The sequence below is a fragment of the Hafnia sp. CBA7124 genome (genome assembly GCF_002355555.1).
In the GTDB taxonomy this organism is placed as follows: domain Bacteria; phylum Pseudomonadota; class Gammaproteobacteria; order Enterobacterales; family Enterobacteriaceae; genus Hafnia; species Hafnia alvei.
This window is the reverse complement of the sequence record NZ_AP017469.1, coordinates 3,401,988-3,426,109: the sequence shown is the minus strand read 5'-3', so window position 1 is coordinate 3,426,109 and position 24,122 is coordinate 3,401,988. Positions and strand designations below refer to the sequence as shown.

At 47.8% G+C, this 24,122-nt stretch carries 20 protein-coding genes; 7 read left to right on the top strand and 13 right to left on the bottom strand.

All coding sequences use genetic code 11. The annotated features are described in order from the left end of the window. Positions 1–1,297: 1,297 nt before the first annotated feature. From CPY98_RS15725 to CPY98_RS15710, 4 genes are all read left to right on the top strand, one after another. Positions 1,298–1,648 (top strand): transcriptional regulator, encoded by a 351-nt coding sequence (locus CPY98_RS15725; protein WP_043495116.1) that lies wholly within the window; start codon positions 1,298–1,300, stop codon positions 1,646–1,648. A gap of 58 nt (positions 1,649–1,706) precedes the next feature. Beyond that, the gene (locus CPY98_RS15720) at positions 1,707–2,996 is read left to right on the top strand and encodes an arsenic transporter (protein WP_096388385.1); all 1,290 of its coding nucleotides are present in this window, start codon (positions 1,707–1,709) and stop codon (positions 2,994–2,996) included. A gap of 12 nt (positions 2,997–3,008) precedes the next feature. Next, positions 3,009–3,434 carry a glutaredoxin-dependent arsenate reductase gene (gene arsC, locus CPY98_RS15715; RefSeq protein WP_043495113.1) on the top strand — a complete coding sequence of 142 codons (426 nt, stop codon included), beginning with the start codon at positions 3,009–3,011 and terminating at the stop codon, positions 3,432–3,434. Positions 3,435–3,563: 129 nt separating this feature from the next. Then, on the top strand, positions 3,564–4,583 hold the full coding sequence (locus CPY98_RS15710) for an NAD(P)-dependent alcohol dehydrogenase (RefSeq protein WP_040044383.1): 1,020 nt from the start codon (positions 3,564–3,566) through the stop codon (positions 4,581–4,583). 55 nt (positions 4,584–4,638) lie between these two features. Here CPY98_RS15710 and CPY98_RS15705 read toward each other — a convergent pair whose 3' ends face one another. Beyond that, positions 4,639–5,826, bottom strand: a complete 1,188-nt coding sequence (locus CPY98_RS15705; RefSeq protein ID WP_096388383.1) for an MFS transporter — start codon at positions 5,824–5,826, stop codon at positions 4,639–4,641. A gap of 99 nt (positions 5,827–5,925) precedes the next feature. On the opposite strand from CPY98_RS15705, the gene CPY98_RS15700 reads away from it, so the two are divergent. Continuing rightward, complete coding sequence (locus CPY98_RS15700) at positions 5,926–6,639, top strand: MurR/RpiR family transcriptional regulator (protein ID WP_025800121.1); 714 nt, start codon at positions 5,926–5,928, stop codon at positions 6,637–6,639. 43 nt (positions 6,640–6,682) lie between these two features. Here the strand turns inward: CPY98_RS15700 and CPY98_RS15695 are convergent, their stop codons facing one another. Both CPY98_RS15695 and CPY98_RS15690 read right to left on the bottom strand, forming a co-directional pair. Then, positions 6,683–8,062: a glycoside hydrolase gene (locus tag CPY98_RS15695; protein WP_046450079.1), complete on the bottom strand. Its 1,380-nt coding sequence runs from the start codon at positions 8,060–8,062 to the stop codon at positions 6,683–6,685. Positions 8,063–8,075: 13 nt separating this feature from the next. Beyond that, on the bottom strand, positions 8,076–9,647 hold the full coding sequence (locus CPY98_RS15690; protein ID WP_046450080.1) for a PTS transporter subunit EIIC: 1,572 nt from the start codon (positions 9,645–9,647) through the stop codon (positions 8,076–8,078). 278 nt (positions 9,648–9,925) lie between these two features. On the opposite strand from CPY98_RS15690, the gene CPY98_RS15685 reads away from it, so the two are divergent. After that, on the top strand, positions 9,926–10,252 hold the full coding sequence (locus tag CPY98_RS15685) for a YnfA family protein (protein ID WP_043495105.1): 327 nt from the start codon (positions 9,926–9,928) through the stop codon (positions 10,250–10,252). Positions 10,253–10,315: 63 nt separating this feature from the next. Here CPY98_RS15685 and CPY98_RS15680 read toward each other — a convergent pair whose 3' ends face one another. The 6 genes from CPY98_RS15680 to exbB form a co-directional block, all read right to left on the bottom strand. Further along, a complete protein-coding gene (locus tag CPY98_RS15680; RefSeq protein ID WP_096388381.1) occupies positions 10,316–12,580 on the bottom strand; it encodes a TonB-dependent receptor domain-containing protein in 2,265 nt (754 codons plus the stop codon). Between the two features lie 53 nt (positions 12,581–12,633). Further along, the gene (locus CPY98_RS15675) at positions 12,634–14,727 is read right to left on the bottom strand and encodes a S9 family peptidase (RefSeq protein WP_369828324.1); all 2,094 of its coding nucleotides are present in this window, start codon (positions 14,725–14,727) and stop codon (positions 12,634–12,636) included. A gap of 141 nt (positions 14,728–14,868) precedes the next feature. After that, complete coding sequence (locus CPY98_RS15670; protein WP_096388377.1) at positions 14,869–15,651, bottom strand: energy transducer TonB; 783 nt, start codon at positions 15,649–15,651, stop codon at positions 14,869–14,871. Between the two features lie 10 nt (positions 15,652–15,661). Continuing rightward, a complete protein-coding gene (locus CPY98_RS15665) occupies positions 15,662–16,543 on the bottom strand; it encodes a ChaN family lipoprotein (RefSeq protein ID WP_096388375.1) in 882 nt (293 codons plus the stop codon). 78 nt (positions 16,544–16,621) lie between these two features. Then, the gene (gene exbD, locus CPY98_RS15660; protein ID WP_043495096.1) at positions 16,622–17,056 is read right to left on the bottom strand and encodes a TonB system transport protein ExbD; all 435 of its coding nucleotides are present in this window, start codon (positions 17,054–17,056) and stop codon (positions 16,622–16,624) included. Between the two features lie 4 nt (positions 17,057–17,060). Then, positions 17,061–17,927, bottom strand: a complete 867-nt coding sequence (gene exbB / locus CPY98_RS15655) for a tonB-system energizer ExbB (RefSeq protein WP_231899424.1) — start codon at positions 17,925–17,927, stop codon at positions 17,061–17,063. A 474-nt stretch (positions 17,928–18,401) separates the two neighbouring features. Between exbB and yddG the strand changes: the two genes are divergently transcribed. Continuing rightward, positions 18,402–19,313 carry an aromatic amino acid DMT transporter YddG gene (gene yddG, locus CPY98_RS15650; protein ID WP_096388371.1) on the top strand — a complete coding sequence of 304 codons (912 nt, stop codon included), beginning with the start codon at positions 18,402–18,404 and terminating at the stop codon, positions 19,311–19,313. A gap of 66 nt (positions 19,314–19,379) precedes the next feature. Here yddG and CPY98_RS15645 read toward each other — a convergent pair whose 3' ends face one another. The 4 genes from CPY98_RS15645 to hpaX all read right to left on the bottom strand — a co-directional run bounded on the left by CPY98_RS15645 (position 19,380) and on the right by hpaX (position 24,110). Continuing rightward, positions 19,380–19,892: a 4-hydroxyphenylacetate 3-monooxygenase reductase subunit gene (locus CPY98_RS15645; protein WP_025800105.1), complete on the bottom strand. Its 513-nt coding sequence runs from the start codon at positions 19,890–19,892 to the stop codon at positions 19,380–19,382. Between the two features lie 19 nt (positions 19,893–19,911). Then, on the bottom strand, positions 19,912–21,474 hold the full coding sequence (gene hpaB / locus CPY98_RS15640; protein WP_046450085.1) for a 4-hydroxyphenylacetate 3-monooxygenase, oxygenase component: 1,563 nt from the start codon (positions 21,472–21,474) through the stop codon (positions 19,912–19,914). Positions 21,475–21,683: 209 nt separating this feature from the next. Then, positions 21,684–22,571: a 4-hydroxyphenylacetate catabolism regulatory protein HpaA gene (hpaA, locus tag CPY98_RS15635; RefSeq protein ID WP_038502424.1), complete on the bottom strand. Its 888-nt coding sequence runs from the start codon at positions 22,569–22,571 to the stop codon at positions 21,684–21,686. 162 nt (positions 22,572–22,733) lie between these two features. Further along, on the bottom strand, positions 22,734–24,110 hold the full coding sequence (hpaX, locus tag CPY98_RS15630; protein WP_025800100.1) for a 4-hydroxyphenylacetate permease: 1,377 nt from the start codon (positions 24,108–24,110) through the stop codon (positions 22,734–22,736). Positions 24,111–24,122: the final 12 nt, after the last annotated feature.

The following is a 24,122-nucleotide window of genomic DNA, read 5'->3' as shown; positions in this document are numbered from 1 at the left end:
AGTTTTCCCGACTTGAACATGCACCCCTGATCAAGTCGGGATTTTTTTTGCCTGAGTTTGTAGAGAAAAAAGCCCCTAACGTGAGGGGCCAAATTAAAACTCTGTGTGGACACATATTTGCTCGCCAATGCTGAAGATTCCATAACCCATCCCGTAGACTATCTGCTTATTATCATATGGAAATCGATCAGGTGACTCTTAAAGACATGCACTCAGCACATACCTAGTGAATATCTATAAGATGCACTGCGTGTAATGCGTTAATTGCTAAAAGTTGTTTAGTTACGGTATATCAACGTCTTATGAACGTTCGGCATAATCACAAAATGAGTAAGGATTAGCTGATATGATATTTTTCTGCCAAAGAAGTGAAGTTATATGTGAACTTTGCCTTTTCATATACGGAAATATGAGTTTTCCCGACTTGAACATGCATCCCTGATCAAGTCGGATTTTTTTTGCCTGAAACTTGGGTATAAAAGTTCAAGCTCTTTTCTTGCTTCTTCCAGCTAATGCCCCTTGTTCACCCAATAAGAAAGCCACTTATCTAATACCAAAAACGATAGAAAGGGAGTCAGCAGAAGCAAGCAGGGGATGAATCCCGCCGTAAGTGGAGCTCATGATGAGTTTATATACAATACGTTTACTGTATCTGGTGTAACTTATTGCTTCATGATTTATTGAAACTATTTACTACAATGCATAAAGTCGTGAAGTTTATATTACTTACTGTCATGTTTGTCCTTGGCGCAACGATGATCATAGGCATGTATTGTGAGTGCACTCGCTTCCCATTTTTCTTTAGTAAATTAGTGCACCATGGATATTTCTATAACAATTTCGAAGTATATCGATTGAGAAAGACATGTAAGTTTTTTTAAACTAAGAGCATTACTTCTATGTTGTAATAACCTCTTTCAAGGCCTCAAATTAATAGCTCGATGCTTTTTGCATTTAGTGTCATCTAAAACCAACCAACCGCACTCACAAATCCTCTGTCATGGCGTACATTCGGGAAACGATATTCCCTACGTACCATATAAGGCCGTTCCCTGCGGGGAAGTGGATATGGGTACGCAATGGAAAAATGAACCCAATATCACTTTTCTTCACCGCTATGTCAGCCCGTAAACTCAGAGCCTCGAAAGGCTCAGTCGTTAAATTCATCGCTAAATCCCTTGTCGAGCAAAATTTGTCACCTCACCTAATCTCGGTCATAAAACATATGTTTTACCGAATATATCATTGATTTTATCAACCCGCAGAGTATCCTGTTGCCAAATATTCAGGAGGAACGATGCCGCTAGCTTGTCTGCAACTCTTCAAAAATCTATCTGATGAAACCCGTCTGGGCATTGTATTATTGCTTAGGGAAATGGGAGAGCTATGCGTGTGCGACTTGTGCACCGCGCTTGAACAGTCACAGCCGAAAATCTCTCGTCATCTGGCGATGCTACGTGAAAGCGGTCTACTGCTGGATCGTAAGCAGGGGAAGTGGGTTTACTATCGTTTATCTCCGCATATGCCTTCTTGGGCGGCTCAGGTTATTGAGCAGGCTTGGTTAAGTCAGCAGGACGATATTAAAGCTCTCGCCCGTAAGTTGTCCGTGGCAAATTGTTCTAGCGGCGGTAAAGCTGTCTGTATCTAAAAAATTTAACTAAACACATATGTTTTTGTGTATGTGAAATTATAACGAGGAAGATATTATGTTACTGGCAGGCGCAATTTTTGTCCTGACCATCGTTTTGGTTATCTGGCAGCCGAGGGGATTAGGGATCGGCTGGAGTGCGACGTTGGGCGCGGTATTGGCTTTGATTTCTGGGGTTGTGCATTTAGGTGATATTCCTGTGGTGTGGAATATCGTTTGGAATGCTACCGCAACCTTTATTGCCGTTATCATCATCAGCCTGCTTCTGGATGAATCCGGCTTTTTCGAATGGGCAGCGTTGCACGTTTCTCGTTGGGGAAACGGTCGAGGACGCCTGCTGTTTACCTATATTGTTTTGCTCGGTGCGGCGGTAGCGGCACTGTTCGCCAACGATGGCGCAGCGCTTATTTTAACGCCGATTGTTATCGCTATGCTGTTGGCGCTTGGCTTTAGTAAAAGTACCACGCTGGCATTCGTGATGGCTGCGGGGTTTATTGCCGACACCGCCAGCTTGCCGCTTATCGTGTCGAATCTGGTGAATATCGTTTCGGCGGATTTCTTCCATCTAGGATTTACCGAATATGCATCGGTAATGGTGCCCGTGGATATTGCCGCGATCGCTGCCACGCTGGTGATGCTGCACTGGTTCTTTAGCAAAGATATCCCGCCAACCTATGACCTTGAACGTCTTAAAGAGCCTGTAAAAGCAATCAAAGATCCGGCAACGTTCAGGACTGGTTGGATAGTGTTGATCCTTCTGCTGGTTGGCTTTTTCGTTCTGGAGCCGCTCGGTATTCCCGTTAGCGCTATTGCTGCGGCGGGGGCTGTGATCCTGTTTGCGGTGGCGAAACGAGGCAATGCTATTAACACGGGGAAAGTGCTGCGCGGTGCGCCTTGGCAGATCGTCATCTTCTCGCTGGGGATGTATTTGGTGGTCTATGGTTTACGCAACGCTGGATTAACCGAATACCTCTCTGGCGTGCTGAACGTGTTGGCAGATAAAGGCCTCTGGGCCGCGACGTTTGGCACCGGATTCTTGACGGCTTTCCTCTCTTCCATCATGAACAACATGCCGACCGTTCTGGTTGGTGCTCTCTCTATTGATGGCAGCACCGCAACAGGCGTTATCAAAGAGGCGATGATTTATGCCAATGTGATTGGCTGCGATTTAGGGCCAAAAATCACTCCTATTGGCAGCTTAGCGACGTTGCTCTGGCTGCATGTGCTTTCGCAGAAGAACATGACCATCACATGGGGATATTATTTCCGCACCGGAATTATCATGACTCTACCTGTGCTGTTTGTAACGCTGGCCGCGCTGGCGCTACGTCTCTCTTTCACTTCGTAATGAGATACTGATATGAACAATATTACGATTTATCACAACCCGGCTTGCGGCACGTCGCGTAACACGCTGGAGATGATCCGCAACAGCGGTGCTGAGCCGACCGTTATTCTTTACCTCGAGAATCCACCTTCACGCGATGAGTTGATCAAACTCATCGCAGATATGGGCATTTCAGTACGGGCTTTGCTACGGAAAAACGTGGAACCGTATGACTCGTTAGCGCTTGCAGAAGATAGATTTACTGACGATCAACTCATCGACTTTATGTTGCAATATCCGATCCTAATTAACCGTCCGATTGTGGTAACGCCGCTGGGAACTCGGCTGTGCCGTCCTTCCGAAGTGGTTCTGGGGATTCTTCCTGCGGCCCAAAAAGGTTCGTTCGTTAAGGAAGATGGTGAGCAAATCGCGGATGATGAAGGCAACAGACTGAAATAAAGAAGAATATTTATTCCCCAGCTAATACGCGTATGGTGAAGAATTTCAACCGTAAAACTGTCTGCGTGATGTATCGATTTTCACGCGGGTGGCGTAGTCTTGAATGGGTACTTTCTCAGAGGTCATCACATGTCAAAAATCAAAAGCTATGCTGCGCTGAAACCCGGGGCAGATCTGGAACTTTATGAGTATGACGCTGGTGCACTACAGCCAGACGACGTTGAAGTTAAAGTCGAATACTGCGGTATCTGTCATTCGGATTTATCGATGATCGATAACGAGTGGGGATTCTCTGACTATCCTCTGATTGCAGGTCATGAAGTGGTGGGGCATATCCACGCGCTGGGGGATGCCGCCAAAAACAAAGGTCTAAAAGTCGGTCAGCGAGTCGGCGTGGGCTGGACGGCAAACAGCTGCCAGCACTGCGATGCATGTATCAGCGGAAATCAAATTAACTGTCAGAACGGTAGCGTGCCGACCATCATGAATAAAGGTGGCTTTGCCGATAAGCTGCGCTGTAACTGGCAGTGGGCTATTCCGTTACCGGATGATATTGATATGGCAACGGCTGGACCGATGCTTTGCGGTGGCATTACGGTGTTTAAACCGTTATTGATGCATCATATTACCGCAACCAGCAAAGTTGGCGTGATTGGCATCGGCGGTTTGGGTCATATCGCCATTAAATTGCTCCACGCGATGGGCTGTGAAGTGACGGCATTTAGTTCAAATCCAGCAAAAGAGCAGGAAGTTTTAGCCATGGGGGCCGATCGCGTCGTCAATAGCCGCGATCCTCAGGCGCTGAACGCACTGGCAAAACAGTTTGATTTGATTATCAATACCGTCAATGTGTCGCTAGACTGGCTGCCGTACTTTGAAGCGTTAACCTACGGTGGCCATTTCCATACGGTGGGAGCGGTGATGAAACCGTTAGAAGTGCCAGCGTTCACGCTTATCGGCGGCGATCGGAGCATTTCTGGTTCGGCAACGGGCTCTCCAAATGAGCTGCGCAAGCTTATGAAGTTTGCCGCACGAACTAAAGTTGCACCAACAACCGAGCTATACCCGATGTCGCAAATCAATCAAGCATTGAAACATGTGCGTGAAGGCAAAGCCCGCTATCGCGTGGTGCTTAAAGCTGATTTCTAATCGTTATTATCTTAGCCACAGGCTTTACCCTGTGGCTAAGATCTATTGCTACTATTTACTCTAAAACAGAAATAGGCGATGAGGCAGGTTTGAGGTGTTTTGCTCCCCAGCATGCTAACAATATATAAAGCGCCAGCGGCAGTAAAAAACTAAAACGTAGTGTCAGGCTATCAATCATTAGTGCTTGAATATAAGGAATAATCGCGCCTCCAATCCCTGCCATAATTAACACGCCAGCCGCGAAGTTTGCCCTGTGAGGCACCGTTGCCATGCTTTGGCTAAAAATAATAGGGTACATAATCGAATTGGCAAAACCTATTAGTAGTAATAGATAACCACCCGCCGCGTTGTTTAATAGAATGGATAGCAATATGAAAGATGCGGAGACGAGCGTAACGGACAGAAATGCAATTTTTAGGCTGATTCGATCGGCAAATATGCCAAAGATAAAACGCCCGATTAATGCACCGCCCCAGTACAGTGAAATTAATGATATCGCGATTTCTGTATTCCATTTTCCAATGGTCGATAAATAGTTGATGGTATTCGTTCCTAATGAAACCTCCACGCCAACATAGATAAATATGGCAGCTGCGGAATAAATAAACTTGGTATTACCCCATAGGGTCGGTGAGTGAGTTTTATTTTTTTTATCTTGAATAATATCAGGTAGTTTGATTGAAAATGTTATTGCAAATAATCCCACAGAAAAGAGGGCCAAGACAAACCAAATCCATTTAATCGGCTCGTTGTGATTAACATAATCAATAGGCGATGCGCGTAATGCTAAGGCAATCAGCAGTGGTGCTAACGTTGTGCCTAACGAGTTTATAGCAGAGGCCAAGGTGAGGTTACCTACACGCTTATGCTCTTGGCTGAGCAGCGTGAGATAAGGGTTAGCGACAACTTGCATGGCAGCAACGCCGGTTGCAATCGCGAATACGGCAAACAGGGCACCGATAATCGAATAACAACCCAGTGCTAAGCTTAATAGCCCACAGCCGCTCATCGTAAGCAGCAAGGCGCTGCGTAACATGGTGCGGTAACCATATAGCGCGATAAGTTTAGAACAGGGCAGGCAAGTTAAAAAGGGAGCAATATAAAATATAACATTCACGAGCATTGCCTGTGGCCATGAAAGCTGAAAGTAGCGATAGAAAAATAAAATTAATGTGCTGTTGAACGCCGTTATTAACCCCCATAAAAAGAATGTTGCGCCAACGGTCGTAAGATGTTTTTTCATATCCCTATTTCCCATTACGAAGTGAAATAATTTTGACTGATTACTCAGTTATTAAAAAATGCCTGTGCTAATCTCAAATTTGCTTAACAGGGGTTTATCATGGATATTCAAAATCTATTTCGTAACATTAAACTGAGTAATATTGAGATCGGTGTGCTTCAATATATACAGGCCAATCCTGAGTTATGTATTCAACAAGGGATACGCAGCGTGGCGGAGAAGTGCTGTAGCAATCCCTCATCTTTGGTTCGGTTAGCCAAAAAGCTTGAGTTTAGCGGCTGGCTTGAGATGGTTTACTTTATTAAGTTTAACATTACGCTACCGAAGCTCGATGTTACCAACGATGTTGATTTTATGAATATTCAGCCGCCGGAGAAAGTGGATATTCTGCTAGAAAAACTACAAAACGAACGGATTCTGATCCACGGTAGCGGCTTCTCGCAGCTTATTGCTCAATATATTTATAATAAGTTTTTAGTCACCGGCGTCAACGCCAGCTTAGCGCTATGGCCAGACTATGAAATTCTGGAACAAAAAAACGCCAATAAGTTTGATTCGATATGGCTAATCTCTAAATCGGGCCGGAGTTCATCCGCATTAAGCTGGGTAAAGGCACTAGAGAATAAAAATATCAACCTTGTTTGTTTTACCGGCGACCATCAAAGTCCGTTAGCGCAGGCTGCTAACCTGTCATTTATTATTCACGATCCACAAAAATATGATGATGATATTTATTGGTCTAATCCGTTCTTTGGCTACTGTATTCTCGGCTTTGAACATCTTCTGAAACTGTGGTTTATGCAGAAGAAATAATGAAAGGGCGTCCTGCGACGCCCCAGAGTTTCAATGCTAGGCTCTAGTGCCAGTTTTTAAACTGAGGGCCCTGCAAATAGGCGGAAACCAGCTTTCTAGCCAATGACCATGATCCGACCAACGGATGTGCCATCAATGCCTTAACCGCGAGCGTTCTATCCTGAGTCAAAATTGCCTGCACCGCGAGACGTTCATACTCTTTCACGCAGGAAATCATATTTTTCTGCGCCTCGGGTACATGGATAGGCTTAACCGGTTTTAATCCCTCTTTGCTGAGATCGCAGCTGATTTCAATAACATCGTCGGGATGCAGGAAATTCAGCGTATCGTTGTTGGAAAGCGATACCACAATACGCTTGGTGGTATTGCTGTTGACTGCTTCTAGAATATCTAATGCCACGCCCGCGTAGCCGCCGCTGTCGGGCTCTTCGATGAATTGCTGCAGCGTTAAAGGTTCCCTGGTGTGGAATTTTTCCTGCTGAGATTCATTTTGCATGTAGCTATTTTCACGACGTAGATAATGCTTCATCCAAATATCAAACGCGGTGGCTGGATTTTCTTTAACGTCGATGCGGCTAAGCTCTTCACGCATGTCATGATTAATACGTGCAATTTGTTCGCCTCGTGTTTCACCTGAATCTTGAATAGCTTTTAGTGCCTCTTCTTTATAGTAATAATAATATAAGTATTCATTTAATAGCTGGTTATCACACAAACGAACTAATTCTGGTGAGAAGTATTGCATGGCCGTTTTTTTATACAGCTCAGGCGAATTAACCAATTGTTCGGTTACATCCTCTCCGCCCACGGTAAAATGCGTGAACCAAGAGAAATGATTGAGTCCATAGCACTCAACCTGCAGTTCACTTTCGTCGCAGTTAAGAATGTCAGGTAGTTCACGAATCAGCTCTGATGGTGCATCGCAGATACCGTAAACGCGGCGTTTAAAGCCAGATTTGATAATCGCTTCGGTGACTAAGCCTGATGGATTGGTAAAGTTAAATAAGATGGCATCGGGTGCCGCATGTTCTTCGATTAATTTGCAGTAGTCCAAAATAGCGGGAATAGAGCGCATGGCCATGGCAAAGCCGCCTGCACCGGTGGTTTCTTGCCCTAAGGTATTGTGGTCCAGCGCAATACGTTCGTCATGTATACGGCTTTCATCGCCACCGACGCGCAGTGTGGTAATCACATAGTTGGCGTCTTGTAAGGCTGATACTGGCTCGGTGGTTAAGCTAAATTCAATATCAGGGCGAATAGTATTAAATATATAACGCGCAATTTCGCCAAAGATGGTTAAGTTCTGAGCTGAATTATCCAGAAAGACGACCTGTTTTAATCCGATACGGTGGGCATTATAAGCCAGAGATTTTGCCAGAAATGCGGAGCGTACTCCGCCGCCACCTAATACTGTTAGTTTCATATGTACTCCCAATTTAATTATTAGCCAGCCAGGTATCAACTTTCGAGCGTACTTGTCCAACTTTGACACCGTAAATAACTTGAACTTCATTGCTATTACGCACCACGCCATTCGCACCAGTTGCTTTTAAAGCAGCGTCATCGACGATAGTTAAATCATGAATAGCGACGCGTAAACGGGTAAAGCAATTATCGACAGAAATAATGTTATGTTTTCCACCGAGTCCTTTAATAATTTCATCGGCCTGTGAGCCCGTATTTTTCTTTTCCTGTTGAATTTTTTCTTGATAATCTTTTTTGTTATACAGCTTCACATCATCATCGTCTTCGCGACCCGGTGTTTTAAGCTTTAATTTCACGACCACGGTGCGGAATATCACGTAATAAGCAATAAACTGTCCAATGCCAATCACGATATAAAGTGGCCAGCGTGTCAGCGAAACGGGTAGTGGTAGGTTATAGGCTAAAAACTCAATTAAGCCAGATGCTCCCCATGGCCTCACTTGTAGCAGATCGCAAATAGCCTGTGATGCTGCGGTTAATGTGGCGTGAATAACCCACAGAAGCGGTGAGATAAATAGGAATGTAAACTCAATAGGCTCAGTAATTCCGGTCAGAATTGAGGTAATAATAGCCGGTAATAAAACGGCTTTCGCGAGCATTTTCTTTTCTGGCTTCGCGGTGTGATAAAACGCTAGTGCAGCGCCAGACAGGCCGAAAATAGTGGTCATACCTTGCTGGGAGAAACGCAGAGCATCGTTCATCACCGGTGTTAAATCGGGATGGCGCATATACGCAAGGAAGATGGCCTGAGTGCCAGAAACCGTCTGCCCATCGACCGTCAGCGAACCGCCGATTTGCGTAAGTTGGAAAGGCGACCACACGAAATGGTGTAGGCCGGTAGGGATTAAAAATTTCTCGAAGAAACCATAAACAAATACTCCAGCAACGCCTGCGTTTTTCATAAAGCCGGTTAACGCCGCAATGCCGTGGGTCATAAATGGCCAGAACCAAGTGAAAGCCATGGCGTAGATAATAACAACCGGCGTCATGGCGATAAGCGTTAGCTTTGCGCCGCCATACATAGATAATGCGCCAGGGAGTTCTATTTGCGAGACTTTATTATGTACCCATGCAATGGTGCAGCCAAGAATAATACCGAGGAATATCCCCATATCAACAACCACAAACCCTAATATTTGAGTTTGTCCTGTTCCGTAATATTCACCGTTTATTTTATTGGCAATGCCGTGGGTATACTCCAACCAAGAGTGGTTGGCACCTAAAAACATAATGAAGCACATAACGGAAACTAAGGCGACCTCTGTTTTTTTATCCTTTGCTAATCCATAGCTAATACCGACACAAAAGAGTAAACCAAGATTACCAAACAGTGGCCAGAAGGTGTCTCCTAATAGCTGACCAAGTTGATGAAGAAAGCTAGTTTCAGAAATAAGCGTTGGGTTAGTTAAAATTGAACTTAATGCCAGAATTAAACCTATTACTGGCAAAAACAGCACTGCACCGATCATCGCCCTAGAGAATTTTTGCATACTCTCCAGAGTACGTTGCCGTATTCTAGACATAGCTGTTCCTTTAATATTAATAGGGGGTGTTTGTTATAATAAATTCACTTCCAGTGATGACGTTATAGCAATGGCCTTGGCGAAAAGAAACACGTTGCGAAAAAATAGGTACAAATAGCCATAAAATGCATACCTGTTTCAAATTAATGCGTTATAGGCCTTTGTAATAGTGCTGCTAATCAGTAGGGGTAAATAGATGAGACGTGGATCAAATATATTTTTCAGGGCAAAATGGGTTAACTGCCTACGTATCATGACCTTTAGGTAAAAATACCCTAATGCTAATTGTTAAAACATTCTTATTATTTAGCCTGACGGCGATCGCAGAGATCGTTGGGTGCTATTTGCCTTATTTAGTTTTGAAGCAACATAAGCCGCTATGGTTATTGCTGCCAGCTGCGTTGAGCTTGGTTGTTTTTGCTTGGTTACTGACACTACATCCCACTGCGGCGGGTCGAACCTATGCGGCCTACGGTGGAGTATACATTGGCGTTGCGTTGCTTTGGCTACGCTTTGTTGACGGTGTTGAATTAACCCGCTGGGATATGGTTGGTGCCTGCGTTGCGCTGATAGGTATGGCGGTAATTGTGTTGCAGCCTTCGTAATCAATGAGAAGCCGGCAATATTAATGCCGTCATGCCGAAATATTCAGCATGACGGCGTGGTGATTAGAAGCGAATTTCCCCACCAAAAATATAAGTTCTGCCTCGAGCCGTATTGGCCGCCGTGCTGTCATCACCCTGCATTGGCATCATATTGAGCTTGTTCAATGCTTCAGAATAGTTTTTATTCATCAGGTTTTGTACGCTGAGTTTAAGCATCACGTTGCGGTTGATCTCATAAGTGCTGTAGAGATCGATGATGGTTGGGATCTGTGGGAGATCTTCCTTCACCACCGCGCCGGTTTTCTCGTCAAAATCAAAATTAGGTGATAAGCGACGTGATTTTCCGGTGTATTTAATAATGCTGCCAACGGTTAATGAATTGTCTAGGAATCTGACACCAGTATCGAGCGTCATATATTTTCTTGGCAGCTCGGTAATATCCCCCGCGCCAAAATAGGTGCTGGCAATCGACGTTGGTTGGTCGGTGTGTTGCTGGCTATAAGCCAAACGTGCAAACGCGTAGCCCGCGTCGTAATCCATTTCTAATTCAAAACCGTGAGCTCGTACCAGTGATTGGGAGTTCACGTAGATGTACATATTGTCGGTGTAGTCGCTAACGTCAGCCCAGTCATTGCCGTTAACTTCAGTCATATTGCATTTACGGCCGTTGGTGCAGACTAAATATGACTCACTGAATATGTAGTTTTTAATCTTGCTACGATAGACCAAGGCTTTTAAGCGCAGTAAATCTTCATCAACCAATAGGCTGTGCGCCTTAATATTAAAACCGGCCTGATAGGTTTCGGCACTTTCTGGTTTTAAGAACGGGTTCATTGATGCACCGCCGGAGTTAGAGAAAAACATCTCCTGAATATTGGGTGCACGCATTGATTTGCTGTAGCTTACGAACGGCTGGAGCCACGGTGTTACCTGTGCAGAGATCTCTACTGAAGGATTATAACCACTCTCTTTTTGATCAACATTGTATTCCCCCTGTGGAACACAGATAACTCGCGGATCGCAGGCGGGTTTGAAACCGCTGATCTTATTCTGAGTGTAGTTAAGATTAAAATTAGCTTGATAAATTCCGCGCTTGATTTCAAGCCCGGTATACAGCGCTGAAATATCCTGATCGCCCGACGGGGCAAAAGGATTGTTTTCAATTGATTCTTGCGAAGACTGTGGATCACCCGCGTTGGATTTGATCAGTTTGTCATAGCGGGTACGCATCAGTTTGCTGCCGATGGTAAAAGCCAGATCGTTATTACCGAGCGTGAAGCGGCTGGTGTTATTCACATCCAGCGCATTAGAACGGTTACGCGCTGACGTGCTATAAAACGTGTACAACGATCCGTCTTGATATTTTTGGTCGCTGCGGCTGGTACTGGCCGTGACGTTGAAATCAATTAATTCAGAGAACGGCGTGTAGTGATACTTGATGTAATAATCGTCGCTGGTGATGTCGCGGCGTGAAAACTTATTTTGATAAGTTCGGGCGGAGAGTTCAAAGCTATTAAACTCATTCGGTTTGATATCCATTTTATACAGCTGTGACTTTGGATTCTGCTTCATGAATTCGTCATAGCCGAACTCTTCGCTATTAATTCCATCGCCGTTGTTAAAGTTGGAATAGACCGAGCTGCCGCTGATGGCGGCCATGGCACCAAAACTGCCGGTATCCGTAAAAGCATCGGTTTTGCCTGCGGCGGCTATCATTCCGCTGCGGCCAATGCCGTTGCTACCGACGGAAAAGCGTGAGCGCACGCCAAAAGGATTCCCAGCAAACACCACGTCATCAACGCCAATCGTGCGCAGATTGGCACTGCCCGCTAGGGCGTTTACCCCAGAGGAACCGCTGCTGTCGCCGCGAGTCACGTCAACGCCAACGAGGAAGTTGGGGTCGATAAGCACGCCAGCCTGACTGTTGGTAGAGCCGTGCACGGCGGTGCCGGAGGTCGAGGTGCCGTAAAAGCTTTGCGTAATGCCATCGACCATGGTGTTTACGCGGCCAAAACCGCTCATCCCACGAATATTCACGCTAACCGAGCCTTGGCCGGGATCGATTTGGGTATAGGTCCCGGGCATGCTGCGTAACGTTGCGTCGAGAGATTCTAAGTTTTTATTGGTGTCGCGTGAGCTGACGGCCCCTGTTTTTTCCAAGGCTTCTTGCTCGCTGGTTATTTTACCGGCCGAGACATTAAGTGGAGAAAATACCGCTGAGCCTTTTTTTTCTCCGCTGCTTTCTTCACTGGCTTGTTGTGCGTAACTGCTTGCGCTGAGCAATAGCATGCCCGAGCCGATCACGCCGGCTATTTTATTGAGTTTCATATGTCCCCTTAAAGGTACTGTCAGTCTATTTTTATTTTCTTTGCTCGGTTGTCTCAGCGTTGATTATCTACGGCCAGAATAAAGTTATATTCCAGCGCGGTATTTTCTACTCGCTTGAGTCGACCTGATTTACCGCCGTGTCCAGCCTGCATATCGGTCAGTAATAATATTTTTCCGGTTCCTAATTGATTCTCTCGCAGTTTGGCAATCCATTTTGCAGGTTCCCAATATTGCACCTGCGAATCGTTGAGGCCGGTGGTCACTAATAAGTTGGGATAGCGCATAGGCTTTATATTGTCGTAGGGGCTGTAGGCCTTCATTTGCTGATAATCAGCCAGCCGATGTGGATTTCCCCATTCATCATATTCACCGAGCGTGAGGGGGAGGGTGTCATCAAGCATGGTGGTGACGACGTCAACAAAAGGAACCTGTGCAACAATGGCGTTAAATAGCTCCGGCTGTTGATTCATGACCGCGCCAACCAATAGCCCTCCGGCGCTGCCGCCCATGGCATAGAGTCGACCAGGCTGACCAAAACCGTGCTCAACCAAACCGTGTGTTGCATCGATAAAATCGTTGAAGCTGTTGGGCTTATTCGCCAGTTTTCCCTGTTCATACCATTGCTGACCAAGCTCGCCGCCGCCGCGAACGTGGATCATGGCGAAAACGAAACCGCGATCCAGTAGGCTAAGACGATTCGCGCTGAAGGCGGGATCCATACTCATACCGTAGGCGCCGTAGCCATAAACCAGTAACGGGCTTTGTTTGGCCTTGAACATTTTTTTGTTGTAAACCAAGGACACCGGTACTTTCACGCCGTCGCGTGCGGTGATCCAAATTCGCTTGCTGTGATAGTCCTGTGGCTGCGTGTTTTTAACTTCCTGACGCTTGAGCAGCGTGCGTTTGCCGCTGGATAAATCCCATTCGTAGGTGCTCGTTGGCGTCGTCATCGACGAATAGCCGTAGCGTAAACGATCGGACTGTGGCTCAGGGTTATAGCCTAACCATGCCATATAGCTGGCATCGTCGAAGGGCAAGGTGTCTTCGGCGTGAGATTTCCAGTTGATTTTGCGCATCTGGCTCAGGCCATCACTGCGTTCAGCTACGACTAGCCAATCTTTGAATAAGGTAAAACCTTCGATCATTTTATTAGGCTGCGGGGCAACTAACGGCTGCCATGAATGACCCATCGCGTTGGTTTGGTATAAACCAAAATTGGCATTTTCACGGTTGGAGCGCAGATAAAACGTGTCGTTGAAGTGATCCAGATAATATTCAACGTTTGGCTGGCGTGCGGTAAATAATACGGGCGGCGTATCCGCTTGGTCAGCATCTAATAAACGCACTTCAGACGACGTGCTGGCGCTTAGGGTTATTAGCAAGTAGCGGTCAGATGCCGAGCGTGACAGGCTAAGATAAAAACCGCCGTCATTTTCCTGATAAACTAGCTGGTCTTGTGTTAGCGGCGTGCCAACGCGGTGGCGGTAAACCTGATACGGCACCAGCGTTTGTGGATGATTGCGGACATAAAATAGGGTAAGTCCATCATTTGACCACAGCATATTGCCAGATGTGTTTTCGATAACGTCGCTGAGCCACTGCCCGTTATGTAAATTTCGCAGCGAAATGCGGTATTGGCGTCGGCCTTGGGTATCTTCGGCAACGGCCATCATCTGATTATCTTGGCTCATCTCCAGACCGCCTAGGCGATAGTAAGCTTGGCCTGTTGCACGCAGATTTCCATCAATCAGTGTTTGCCACACGGCGCTGCCCGCCAGCGGCTGGCGCTGAGTTACGGCAAAATTTTTACCTGACAGATACACGTCCTGATAGCGATAGCCGTTACGTTGATAAGGCACGGAGCGATCTTCAGGGCTCATGCGGCCGACCATCTCGCGATATAAGGCGTCGTACTGTGCGGAATACGGTTCTAATACCGCGTTGGCATAACGATTTTCATCTTGCAAATAGCGCAACACGTTTGGATTGGCGCGGCTTTCATCACGCAGCCAAAAATAGTTGTCGATACGTCGATCGCCATGTTCGATGAGCGTTTTGGGGATTTTCTGCGCCTGCGGCGGCTGTAGATTTGCCGCCAATGGCTCAGGAGAAAATAATTCAGCGGCAGATACGTGCCAAGAGCACATCGCCGTGAGCGTCATTAATAACAAAAGTTTTTGCCACAATTCACGCATGGTGCGTCCTTTTGGTTTTTTGGGCGAATAGCGTGCCCTGCCAGAAAATTTCAGCATGAAAATAAGTGATTTATTAGTGCCAGCCGCGATGACTTACTGCTGTTTTAATTCCGCTAAATCAAAGTTGATCGGCATTTTTACGCTATAAAGTCCGCCGTTTAATATTTCCGCCGGTGGTTTTGGCAGCGGTTGGGCACGCTCTAAAACTTCGACCGCCTCACGATCCAACGAAATGGTGCCGGATGAAGCATAGAGCTGATTACCCTGCACGAAACCTGCCGCATTTACGGTGAACGTCACCACGGCGAGGCCAGTACGGGCGCGTCGGCGGGCATCAAGAGGATACTTTTTGTATCGGTTTAGATGACCCTTAACCAAACTTTCCCACGAGACTTTTTCGCTATTACGCTTGGTGGCATCGCTGTTGAACGGTGCCGCAATGTTGGGTGATAGCGTATTTGCCTGAGGTGCTGCGTTGCTGGCTATGGCGGCATGGCTGGCATCGCTGGTTTGATCTTTAATCTTATTTATCGGGCGCGGCTTTTTCTTTTCCCCGTCAGCCGACTTTTTCTGTTTCGCCACCTCAATGACGGCTTCTTTGGCTACCACCACCTTTGGCTGCGCTTTATCCTTAACCTGTTGTTTTTCCTCTGCTGCCGCCGACTGCTGTTGAGCAATGCCAATCGGCAACGGCGTCGGGGAGGCCGGTGCTTGGATGGTTTCAGACCATTGCAGCATTACCGCCGGAGGCGGTTGATAGGGCGGAGTAGCATCCGATGGACGCCAAACTAATGCCGCTAAAAGTGTGCCATGAACCGCCAGCGCGAAGATAAACCAGCGGCCCCATTTAGGCTGTGCGTTATAGAGAATATCCATAGTGGGTTACTTACTGCTCAGTTTTCGGCTGAGGGACGTACCAAACGTAATCAGCTTGCGCCAAGGTAATATTCATGCCTGTCTCTGCCAGCATCAAAACGATAGGGCGCGATGAGGGGGCGAGATCTTGCATATGCAGCGGAACGCCCATGGTTTTCGCTGCGTGGTAGCCACCGGCAATCAGCATGGCTGGCGCTGGAGCTGCAAGAAGCTGCTGCGCCATAAACCGATCGCGCTGCTGTTGAATGGCGAGCATCGCTTTTAACTGCGCGGGTTCGATTTTCCCATCGTGCATCGTGACGATGGTTTCACGAATCGCGTTTTGTACCTGTGGCGCGGTGGAGATTTTTCCAGCGGGAAGCTGTGGGTTTTTATATAAAGACTGCACCTGTTCGCGGGAGAGATTCGCTACCAGTAGAGGGTAAGGGGCACGCAAGGTTTGCATCACGACGCCGTGATACATCTCCCAAGGCCAGCCTTGTTGCCAGTTTATCAAGGTCTGAATACGACCTTCGCGCACCATCGGATCGTCTTTTAACCATTTTTTGAGCTGATCGACGCGCGGCTGTTGATCGATGGTCAGCATTTCTAGCAGTACGCTGCCTTGTGGGCGCTGCTGCGGTAGATTTTTGATCAACCACATTTCAATTAGGTGATGCTGCGCGTTATCGTGTTTTTCTCCGACGATAAGCCGTGGCTGTGGCGCGATACGCGTGAGTAGCTCCTGGCTGGTTAGGGTTTCACCGTTGTGCAAATCGATGATGGTGCCCAAGGTGTTTACATCGTTCAACGCGGATGCGCGTGATGGTCGAGTCAATGTTGGTTGGCTGCATGCACTGAGTGCTAATGTGGCTAATATAATCAGAGACTTAAGGCTAAATAGTGTGCTCATGTCTTTGGCCTAAAGGCGGCCGCTTGGCCGCTATATTATAAAATGTTTAATAATGAGTCGGGATTAGCTCAACGCAGGTTAGGGCGCGACCGATTCCATACTGACTAATCCCACCTTGAGATAACCCGCCGTGCGTAGCGTATCCATCACCGTCATTAGCGTGGCGTAGTCCACCGCTTTGTCTGCTTGCAGAAAAATGGTGGTGTCCTTGTCTGCTTTGGTTTGCTCATTGAGCTGCTCGCTGAGCCGATCGCTGGTGGTTAGCGCATCACCGAGATAAAGCTGTTTATCTGCTTTAATGGTCAGATAGACCGGCTTATCTGGGCGTGGCTGCGGCTGGGCCGAGGATGCTGGTAAGTTCACGCGAATATCGACGGTAGCCAGCGGCGCGGCGACCATAAAAATAATCAGCAAGACCAGCATGACGTCGATAAAAGGCGTGACGTTGATGTCGTGAATCTCACGGCTTTCGGCGGATTCGCCAGCGGAATAATCATGAATGTGCAGTGCCATACCGCTATCCCACCTGCTTTTGGGGCGCGTTAAGGTCTAGATCGCGGCTCAGCAGCAACAGAATTTGCGCGGCTGCATCTCCCACCTGTGCGCGATGTTCGTTAATCATGCGGCTGAACAGGTTGTAAATCACCACGGCAGGGATCGCGGCAATCAGCCCCATGGCGGTAGCGAGTAATGCTTCGGCGATGCCCGGCGCAACGACGGCCAGATTGGTCGTTTGCGAATGTGCAATGCCGATAAAGCTATTCATGATGCCCCAAACGGTACCGAATAAGCCGATAAACGGTGCAACGGCACCAATGGTGGCGAGATAGCCGTTGCCTTTGGCAAGCTGGCGACCATAGGCCGCAACGCGACGATCGAGGCGGAAATTGGTTCGGTCTTTAATACCGTTGAGATCGGAGGCGTGTGTTGAAAGCTGTTTTTCATCCTGAGCATCGCGTAATAGGGCTGCGCTTATGCTGTTCTCGGCGAAGGACTGCGATAATTCACAGGCCGTGGATAAAGAATTAGATGGAAACAGTAAACGATATTCGCGCCGTAATTGTTGTTTAGCCCGCAGTAGCGCAATACTTTTGGCAAATAAGATGGTCCATGTGATAACGGATATAACGATTAATCCAATCATCACGCTTTTCACCACAATATCAGCCTGCTGATACATGCCGAAAATAGAAAGATCCAGCGATGAAATTCCACCGGTAGAAACGTTTTGAATGCTGCTTCCCTGCTCGCTAATAAGGGGGTCTGCGCCTGCGTATCCGGCTATACCAAAGCTGAGGAATAGCGCCACAGATTGTTTTAGCATCCTGCTGAACTTGCCGTTAAAAAGGGTGAACTGTGCCAAAAAGTTTTCCGCTAATGCCATGCGGAGCCTCCGTTTTATTTTTTTCATTGGATTGAACTGCATTTATTGCGGACAGGATGCTAGCAAAGATTTAGATCAAATGATACTCATTATCATTCTCATTTAGTTAGGTGGGTAATTATTTTTAGAATTAAGAATAAATTTAGGTTAATTAATGCTTTTGGATCATAAGTCTATTTTTCTAAGTCATATAAATTGTGTGGATATTGTCTTTTTGTGGCTTTCTCTTTGGGTGAAAATAAATTTTCAATTTAACATATTGTGCTTAATACTTTTTTTCCTGAGGCTAGACGATAAATCGGCTGATTTTATGTGTGCCACTACACCACTGTTTATGGCTATTTAGATAATATCCATGCTGATGTTGTTGGATTTATCTATCTGAATACGTGAGAATGCTTAACGTGAGCTGCCCAATCAGCGCTATCTTTTTGGGACAAATTTTTCTCTCTCTTTTATTCACTGCGAGGCAGTATGGATGGCAGTAGCAGAACGAAAGCCAACGCTTGTGGCATCTTGGCCATCTTGCTTTGGAGCACCATCGTTGGCCTGATTCGTAACGTTAGCGAAGGCGTTGGGCCAGTAGCAGGTGCCGCGTTGATCTATACGGCGGGTTCTATATTTCTTTTCATTCTGTTGGGTTCTCCCAAACTGCGCGCCTTTAAACCGGTTTATTTGTTAGCTGGGGGCGCTTTGTTTGCCAGCTATGAAGTCTGCCTCTCTTTGGCGCTGGGTTATGCCACCACGCGAGCTCAGTCGATTGAAGTTTCCGTGATTAACTATTTGTGGCCGAGTTTTACCGTGCTGCTCTCTTTTTTGTGTAGCGGTGGCCGGCTAAAAATCAGTTTACTACTGGGTGTGTTGCTGTCTTTATTAGGCGTAACAGTGGTGATAAGCGGCGGTTCATTAGCCTCACTTTCTGGGATGGCTGAGAATATCGTTGCTCATCCGGTTAGTTATGTATTGGCCTTTGTTGGCGCGATCCTGTGGGCGGTGTATTGCGTTGTGACGAATAAATATGCCAATGGACAAAATGCAGCGGCGCTGTTCTTCGCGCTCACCGCCGTCTGTTTGTGGATTAAATGGTTATTAGGCGGAGCTGAGAGTTTTACTATCTCTTTGCACAGCGCGTTTTATATCGCTATGGCCGGTGCGGCGATGGGCTTTGGTTATGCCGCGTGGAATATCGGTATGATTCGAGGGGATATTAATCTGTTAGCGACGCTCTCTTATTTCACGCCTATCCTTTCCGCGTTATTTGCCTCGCTAATTTTATCTTCTTTGTTGCCGCCCACGTTCTGGCTAGGCGTTTGCGCCGTCACAGCGGGCGCTATTATTTGTTGGCTGTCGACCAAGCCGAAGCGGGGGAATAAAACGGCTAAATAACCGGCCAAAAAAGGCCAAGCAAACGTGATGTTGCTTGGCCCAATATGTGATTAGCCTAGGGTGAGTTTATACTGCAACGGCTTCGAGCATCACCGGATGAAAATGGCGCTTGAAGTAAATCAGTCCGTGTCCTGCTTCACTCAGCGTAATCTGTTTGATCTGCACCAAATACACCAGATGTGTACCGATAGTTTGTACCTGTTCAATTTCACCTTCGAGACTGGCTAGGGTTCCGCGCAGCATCGGTTGGCCGAGAATGCCTTTAGTCCAGATATCCCAGCTAAAGCGTTCTTCCATGCTGGTTCCCGTCATACCCGCAAAATGTCGCGCCATCAGTTCTTGCTCATGGCTAAGCACGTTGACGCAGAGTTTGCCGTTCTCCTGAAAAACAGGGTTCATCGCGCTGTTACTGTTGATGCATACCATCAGCGACGGCGGTGTATCCGTTACCGAGCAGACGGCGGTGGCGGTGATCCCACAGCGACCCGCAGGGCCATCGGTGGTTACGATGTTGACCGCAGCCGATAGGCTGGACATGGCATCGCGAAAACGTAGACGGTGTTCATTTTCTAAAGACATACTGGCCTCCCGCTACTGATTATTTCAGCAGCTTGTCTAACATATTAATATCGTTGTTATTGTGCAGGTGTGGAACGGTCCAACCGTGCTGGTCATATTCCGACAGACAGCGATCAACCATAGCCATCATGCGATCCATATTGCCGGAGGTTTGTGCCTGACGCAGACATTGCAGACGGATTTCATCTTGGCTGCCTGAGTAGTTGATTTCATAAAGCTCATGACGACCGCCGAACTCACTGCCGATGGCGTCCCACATCAGTTTTAAAATCTTGATGCGTTCAACGTGATCCATGCCGTTTGAGCCGCGGACATAGCGGGCGAGGTATTTATCTATCTCTGGATTATTCAGATCGCGCGCGCTGGACGGCAGGTAAATCAGGCCGCTGGTGACGTTGCGCTCGATAATGTTTTTGATTTTGGCATAGGCCATTGGGGCCATGACGCGGTAGGTTTGTAGCGCGGCGTGATCGGGTAAATAAGCACCGTTCACCCACGGCGTGGCTTCCGAACACATCGAATCGCTCAGCGCCCAAAACATGTTGCGCCACGCGACAACTTCGCCGAGATCGGCCTGTACGCCACGGAACTCAGAAGTTCCGGTACATTCCAGACTCTTTTTTAACAGCGCGGTGATGAAGTCGAGTTTAACCGCCAAGCGCACACAGGCTTGAAGGGGATACATGCGCGCAAAGCCACCTTCCATTGTCCAACGGCGACAGCGGTCGAAGTCACGATAGATCAGCACGTTCTCCCACGGGATCAGGACCTTATCCATCACCAGGATCGCATCGTTTTCATCAAAGCGGCTGGAGAGCGGATAGTCGTAAGGAGAGCCAGTTGCACCTGCCACCATTTCGTAAGAGGCGCGCGAAATGAGTTTGACGCCGTCGGCGTCCATCGGCGCGACAAACATCAGCGCGAAATCCGGGTTTTCACCCATGACCTGAGCAGAACCAAAACCGATCATGTTGTAGTGAGTGAGCGCTGAGTTGGTTGCCACCACTTTGGCACCGCTGACGATAATGCCGGCATCCGTTTCTTTTTCGAGTTTGATGTAGACGTCTTTCACTTCGTCAGCGGGCTTATGGCGATCGATCGGTGGGTTGACGATGGCGTGGTTGAAATAGAGTCCGGTTTCCTGAATACGCTGATACCAGTGACGGGCATTGGCTTCAAACTGCCCATAAAATGCGGGATTTGCGCCTAATGCGCTGCCAAATGCGGCCTTGTAATCAGGAGTACGCCCCATCCAGCCGTAGCTTAATCGTGACCATTCGGCGATAGCATCGCGCTGCTGGCGTAAATCATCGCTGCTTTTCGCAAAGCGGAAGAATTTATGGGTATAGCCGCCGCTGCCGGTATCGGTTCCCCAGCACAGTTTGTCCTGCATCTCAGGCTTGTGCAGCGCGTCATAAAGTTGTGCTACCGATGCTGCCGCGTTGCGAAATGCGGGGTGTGTGGTGACATCTTTGACTCGCTCGCCGTAGATGTAGATCTCACGGCCATCTTGCAGGCTTTTTAGGTACTCTTCACCGGTTAACGGGCGTTTGGCGTCGGCACGGAAATCTTCAGGTTTCATGTTTACCTCACAGTAGGGTCAGAATCCAAGAACGACCTTCTGAAAGGCGTTCACTGGCTATTTGTTAATTTATTGTTTTGTTTTTGTTTCTTAATTGAAGCGTTTAAACCGAGTTTCGGGAAGATACTTTTGAGGTAATCACTGGTACTTTTCAGGTGGGAGTGGCGGTTTGTTGGAAGAATGTGATCCAGCACAAATTTTGTACTGGATCAGTGTGAAACGGCGATCTGTTCAGCACGGTAGGCGCTGGGTGAACAGCCCACTAACCGATTAAAAAAACGGGCAAAATAAGCGGGATCTTTAAATCCAAGCTGATAAGCAATTTCACTCACGGCACTGTCGCTAAATAGCAGCAGGCGTTTGGCCTCGCGTAGCTGGCGGTCGAAAATCAACCGTTTGGGAGGACGGTTGGCGAAGCGTCGGCAGATGTCTGTCAGCCGCGACTCCGTAATCCCGAGCTTATTAGCATATTCCGGCACAGACCAATGCAGACGGAAATTTTCGTCGATAAGCTGGTTAAGACGCTGGAAAACGCGCATTTCTCCGCGCATTCCGCTGGAGGATTGTTCATCGAGTGGAACATTTCTTAGCAGTAGGGTGAAAACCGCCTGCGCTAAAAGTACCAGCGTATGTTCTCGTCCTCCTAACTCGCTGGTGGACTCGCGGGCAATCAGTGCCCAATAGTGGTCTAACGCCGCTAATTCGTGAGGCTTATCGGCCAGTGATAGGCAAATACCTGGCAGATCGAAAGCATCACGTTTGCCGGGATAAAGCACCTCCAGCAGCGGCCAAATCAGCTCTTGGCGAACGGTGAGCACATGGCCGTCGCTGTCTGGTTCGGTGAAAAATGCGTGTGGCACCGAGGGCGGCGTGAGAACAAACAGCGGTGCCTGCACCGAATAGCGGTGGTCGTCGAGCTGTAGCTCAATTTGGCCGGTATTCAGAAAGTGCATTTGGAAAAAACTATCATGGCGGTGTGGCTTCATATCCCGCCCAAAAAATGCCGCCATGCGGGCGAATGACTGGTAATGCACATCATCAGAGCCTTGCGTTTCGTCGTAGTCTTTGCTGATGTCGATATTGGTTATTTGGCTCATGGCTATTCCTTGATTGCGGTGACGCTGACCTCTAGAACCCCACCCCAGCCCTCCCCTACACAGGGGGGGGCATTACGGAGACTTATTTAATAACGTCTCTCAGTCAGCCTCGCCCCCTTGTTCAGAAAGGATAAGGAGGAGGTTAGGCGGTGTTTTTGCATATTACGGCGTTGCCCGTGGCCGTGAGCCTTTCATCGGGATCAACCAGATAATGATCGCGCCCACGATCAGCAGCCCAGCGACAAAGTAGAGTCCCGAGTTGAAGTTTCCGGTTTGATCTTTAAGCCAGCCAATCAGTAGCGGGCTCACCGCTGATCCAATGTTGCCGGTGGCATTGATTACCGCGATCCCAACCGCCCTGGCTCGCAGGCTGATCGACTGATCGGGCGTTGTCCAGAAGATCGCCATTGCGCTAAATGAGCCCGTAGAGGCCATGATGATCCCCAATAGCTGGATCATGTTGTGATCGGTTGCGGAAGCCAGTAGCCAACCGACGGCTGCGAACAGAAACGGCAGCGCGGTATGGTGTTTTCGTTCCTGCATGCGGTCGGAGTGTTTGCTCCACCAAATCATTCCCGCGATGGTGCAAAACTGCGGAATAGCAGCGAGTAAACCGATCGTGATATTGCTGCTCGATTGGTTAAAACTCTGCATGATTTGGGGCGTCCAGATACTAATGGCGCTCAGCGTATTCGTGAGGCAGAAATAGGCCAGCGTGTACATCAGCACGATGGGAGTGAAAATTTCACGCCACATGCTTGGCCGCTGTAAGGCATTGTGGCTAAGCGCGCCTTCAGGCTGTACCAGCTGCAAATTGTCGCTGTCCATCATTTCTTGCAGGCAGTCTTTATCTTCCTGAGTTAACCATTTGGCTTTCGATGGCTTATCGTCAAGGTAGTACCAAACGATGATGCCTAATAGCACCGATGGGAAACCCTCCAGCAGAAATAGCCATTGCCAGCCTTTGAGGCTCAAAATGCCGTCGAGCGATAAAATATAGCCGGAAACCAGCGAGCCGAGCGCGGTGGTAACGGGCATAGCTATCATAAACAGCGCATTGGCTCTGGCACGGAAATAGGCTGGGAACCAGTAGGTGAGATAAACCAAGATGCCAGGCAGGAAGCCTGCTTCGGTAATGCCTACGATCATACGCAGCACATATAAACTGTGCGGCCCGGTGGCGAACATGGTTGCCGTTGAGGCCAGCCCCCACAGCACCATGATCGTTGCGATCCAACGACGTGCGCCGACGATGCCCAGCATAATATTGCTGGGGATGCCGAAAATCACATAGGTGGCATAGAACAGCGTGGTCGCGAGCCCAAACATAGTGGAGCTAAGGCCGAGATCTTTTCCCATCGTTAAACCGGCAAAACCGATATTGATACGATCGAGAAATGAAAATACAAACAGTACGAATAAAAACACGATCAGACGGCGGAAGAGTTTGTTGATAACCCGCTGCTGCTGTTCTGTAAGGTTTTTATGCCGATGGGCTGGCTCGACCTCGTTTGATACCGCTGATGTTGAATCGCTCATTTGCCTTTCCCC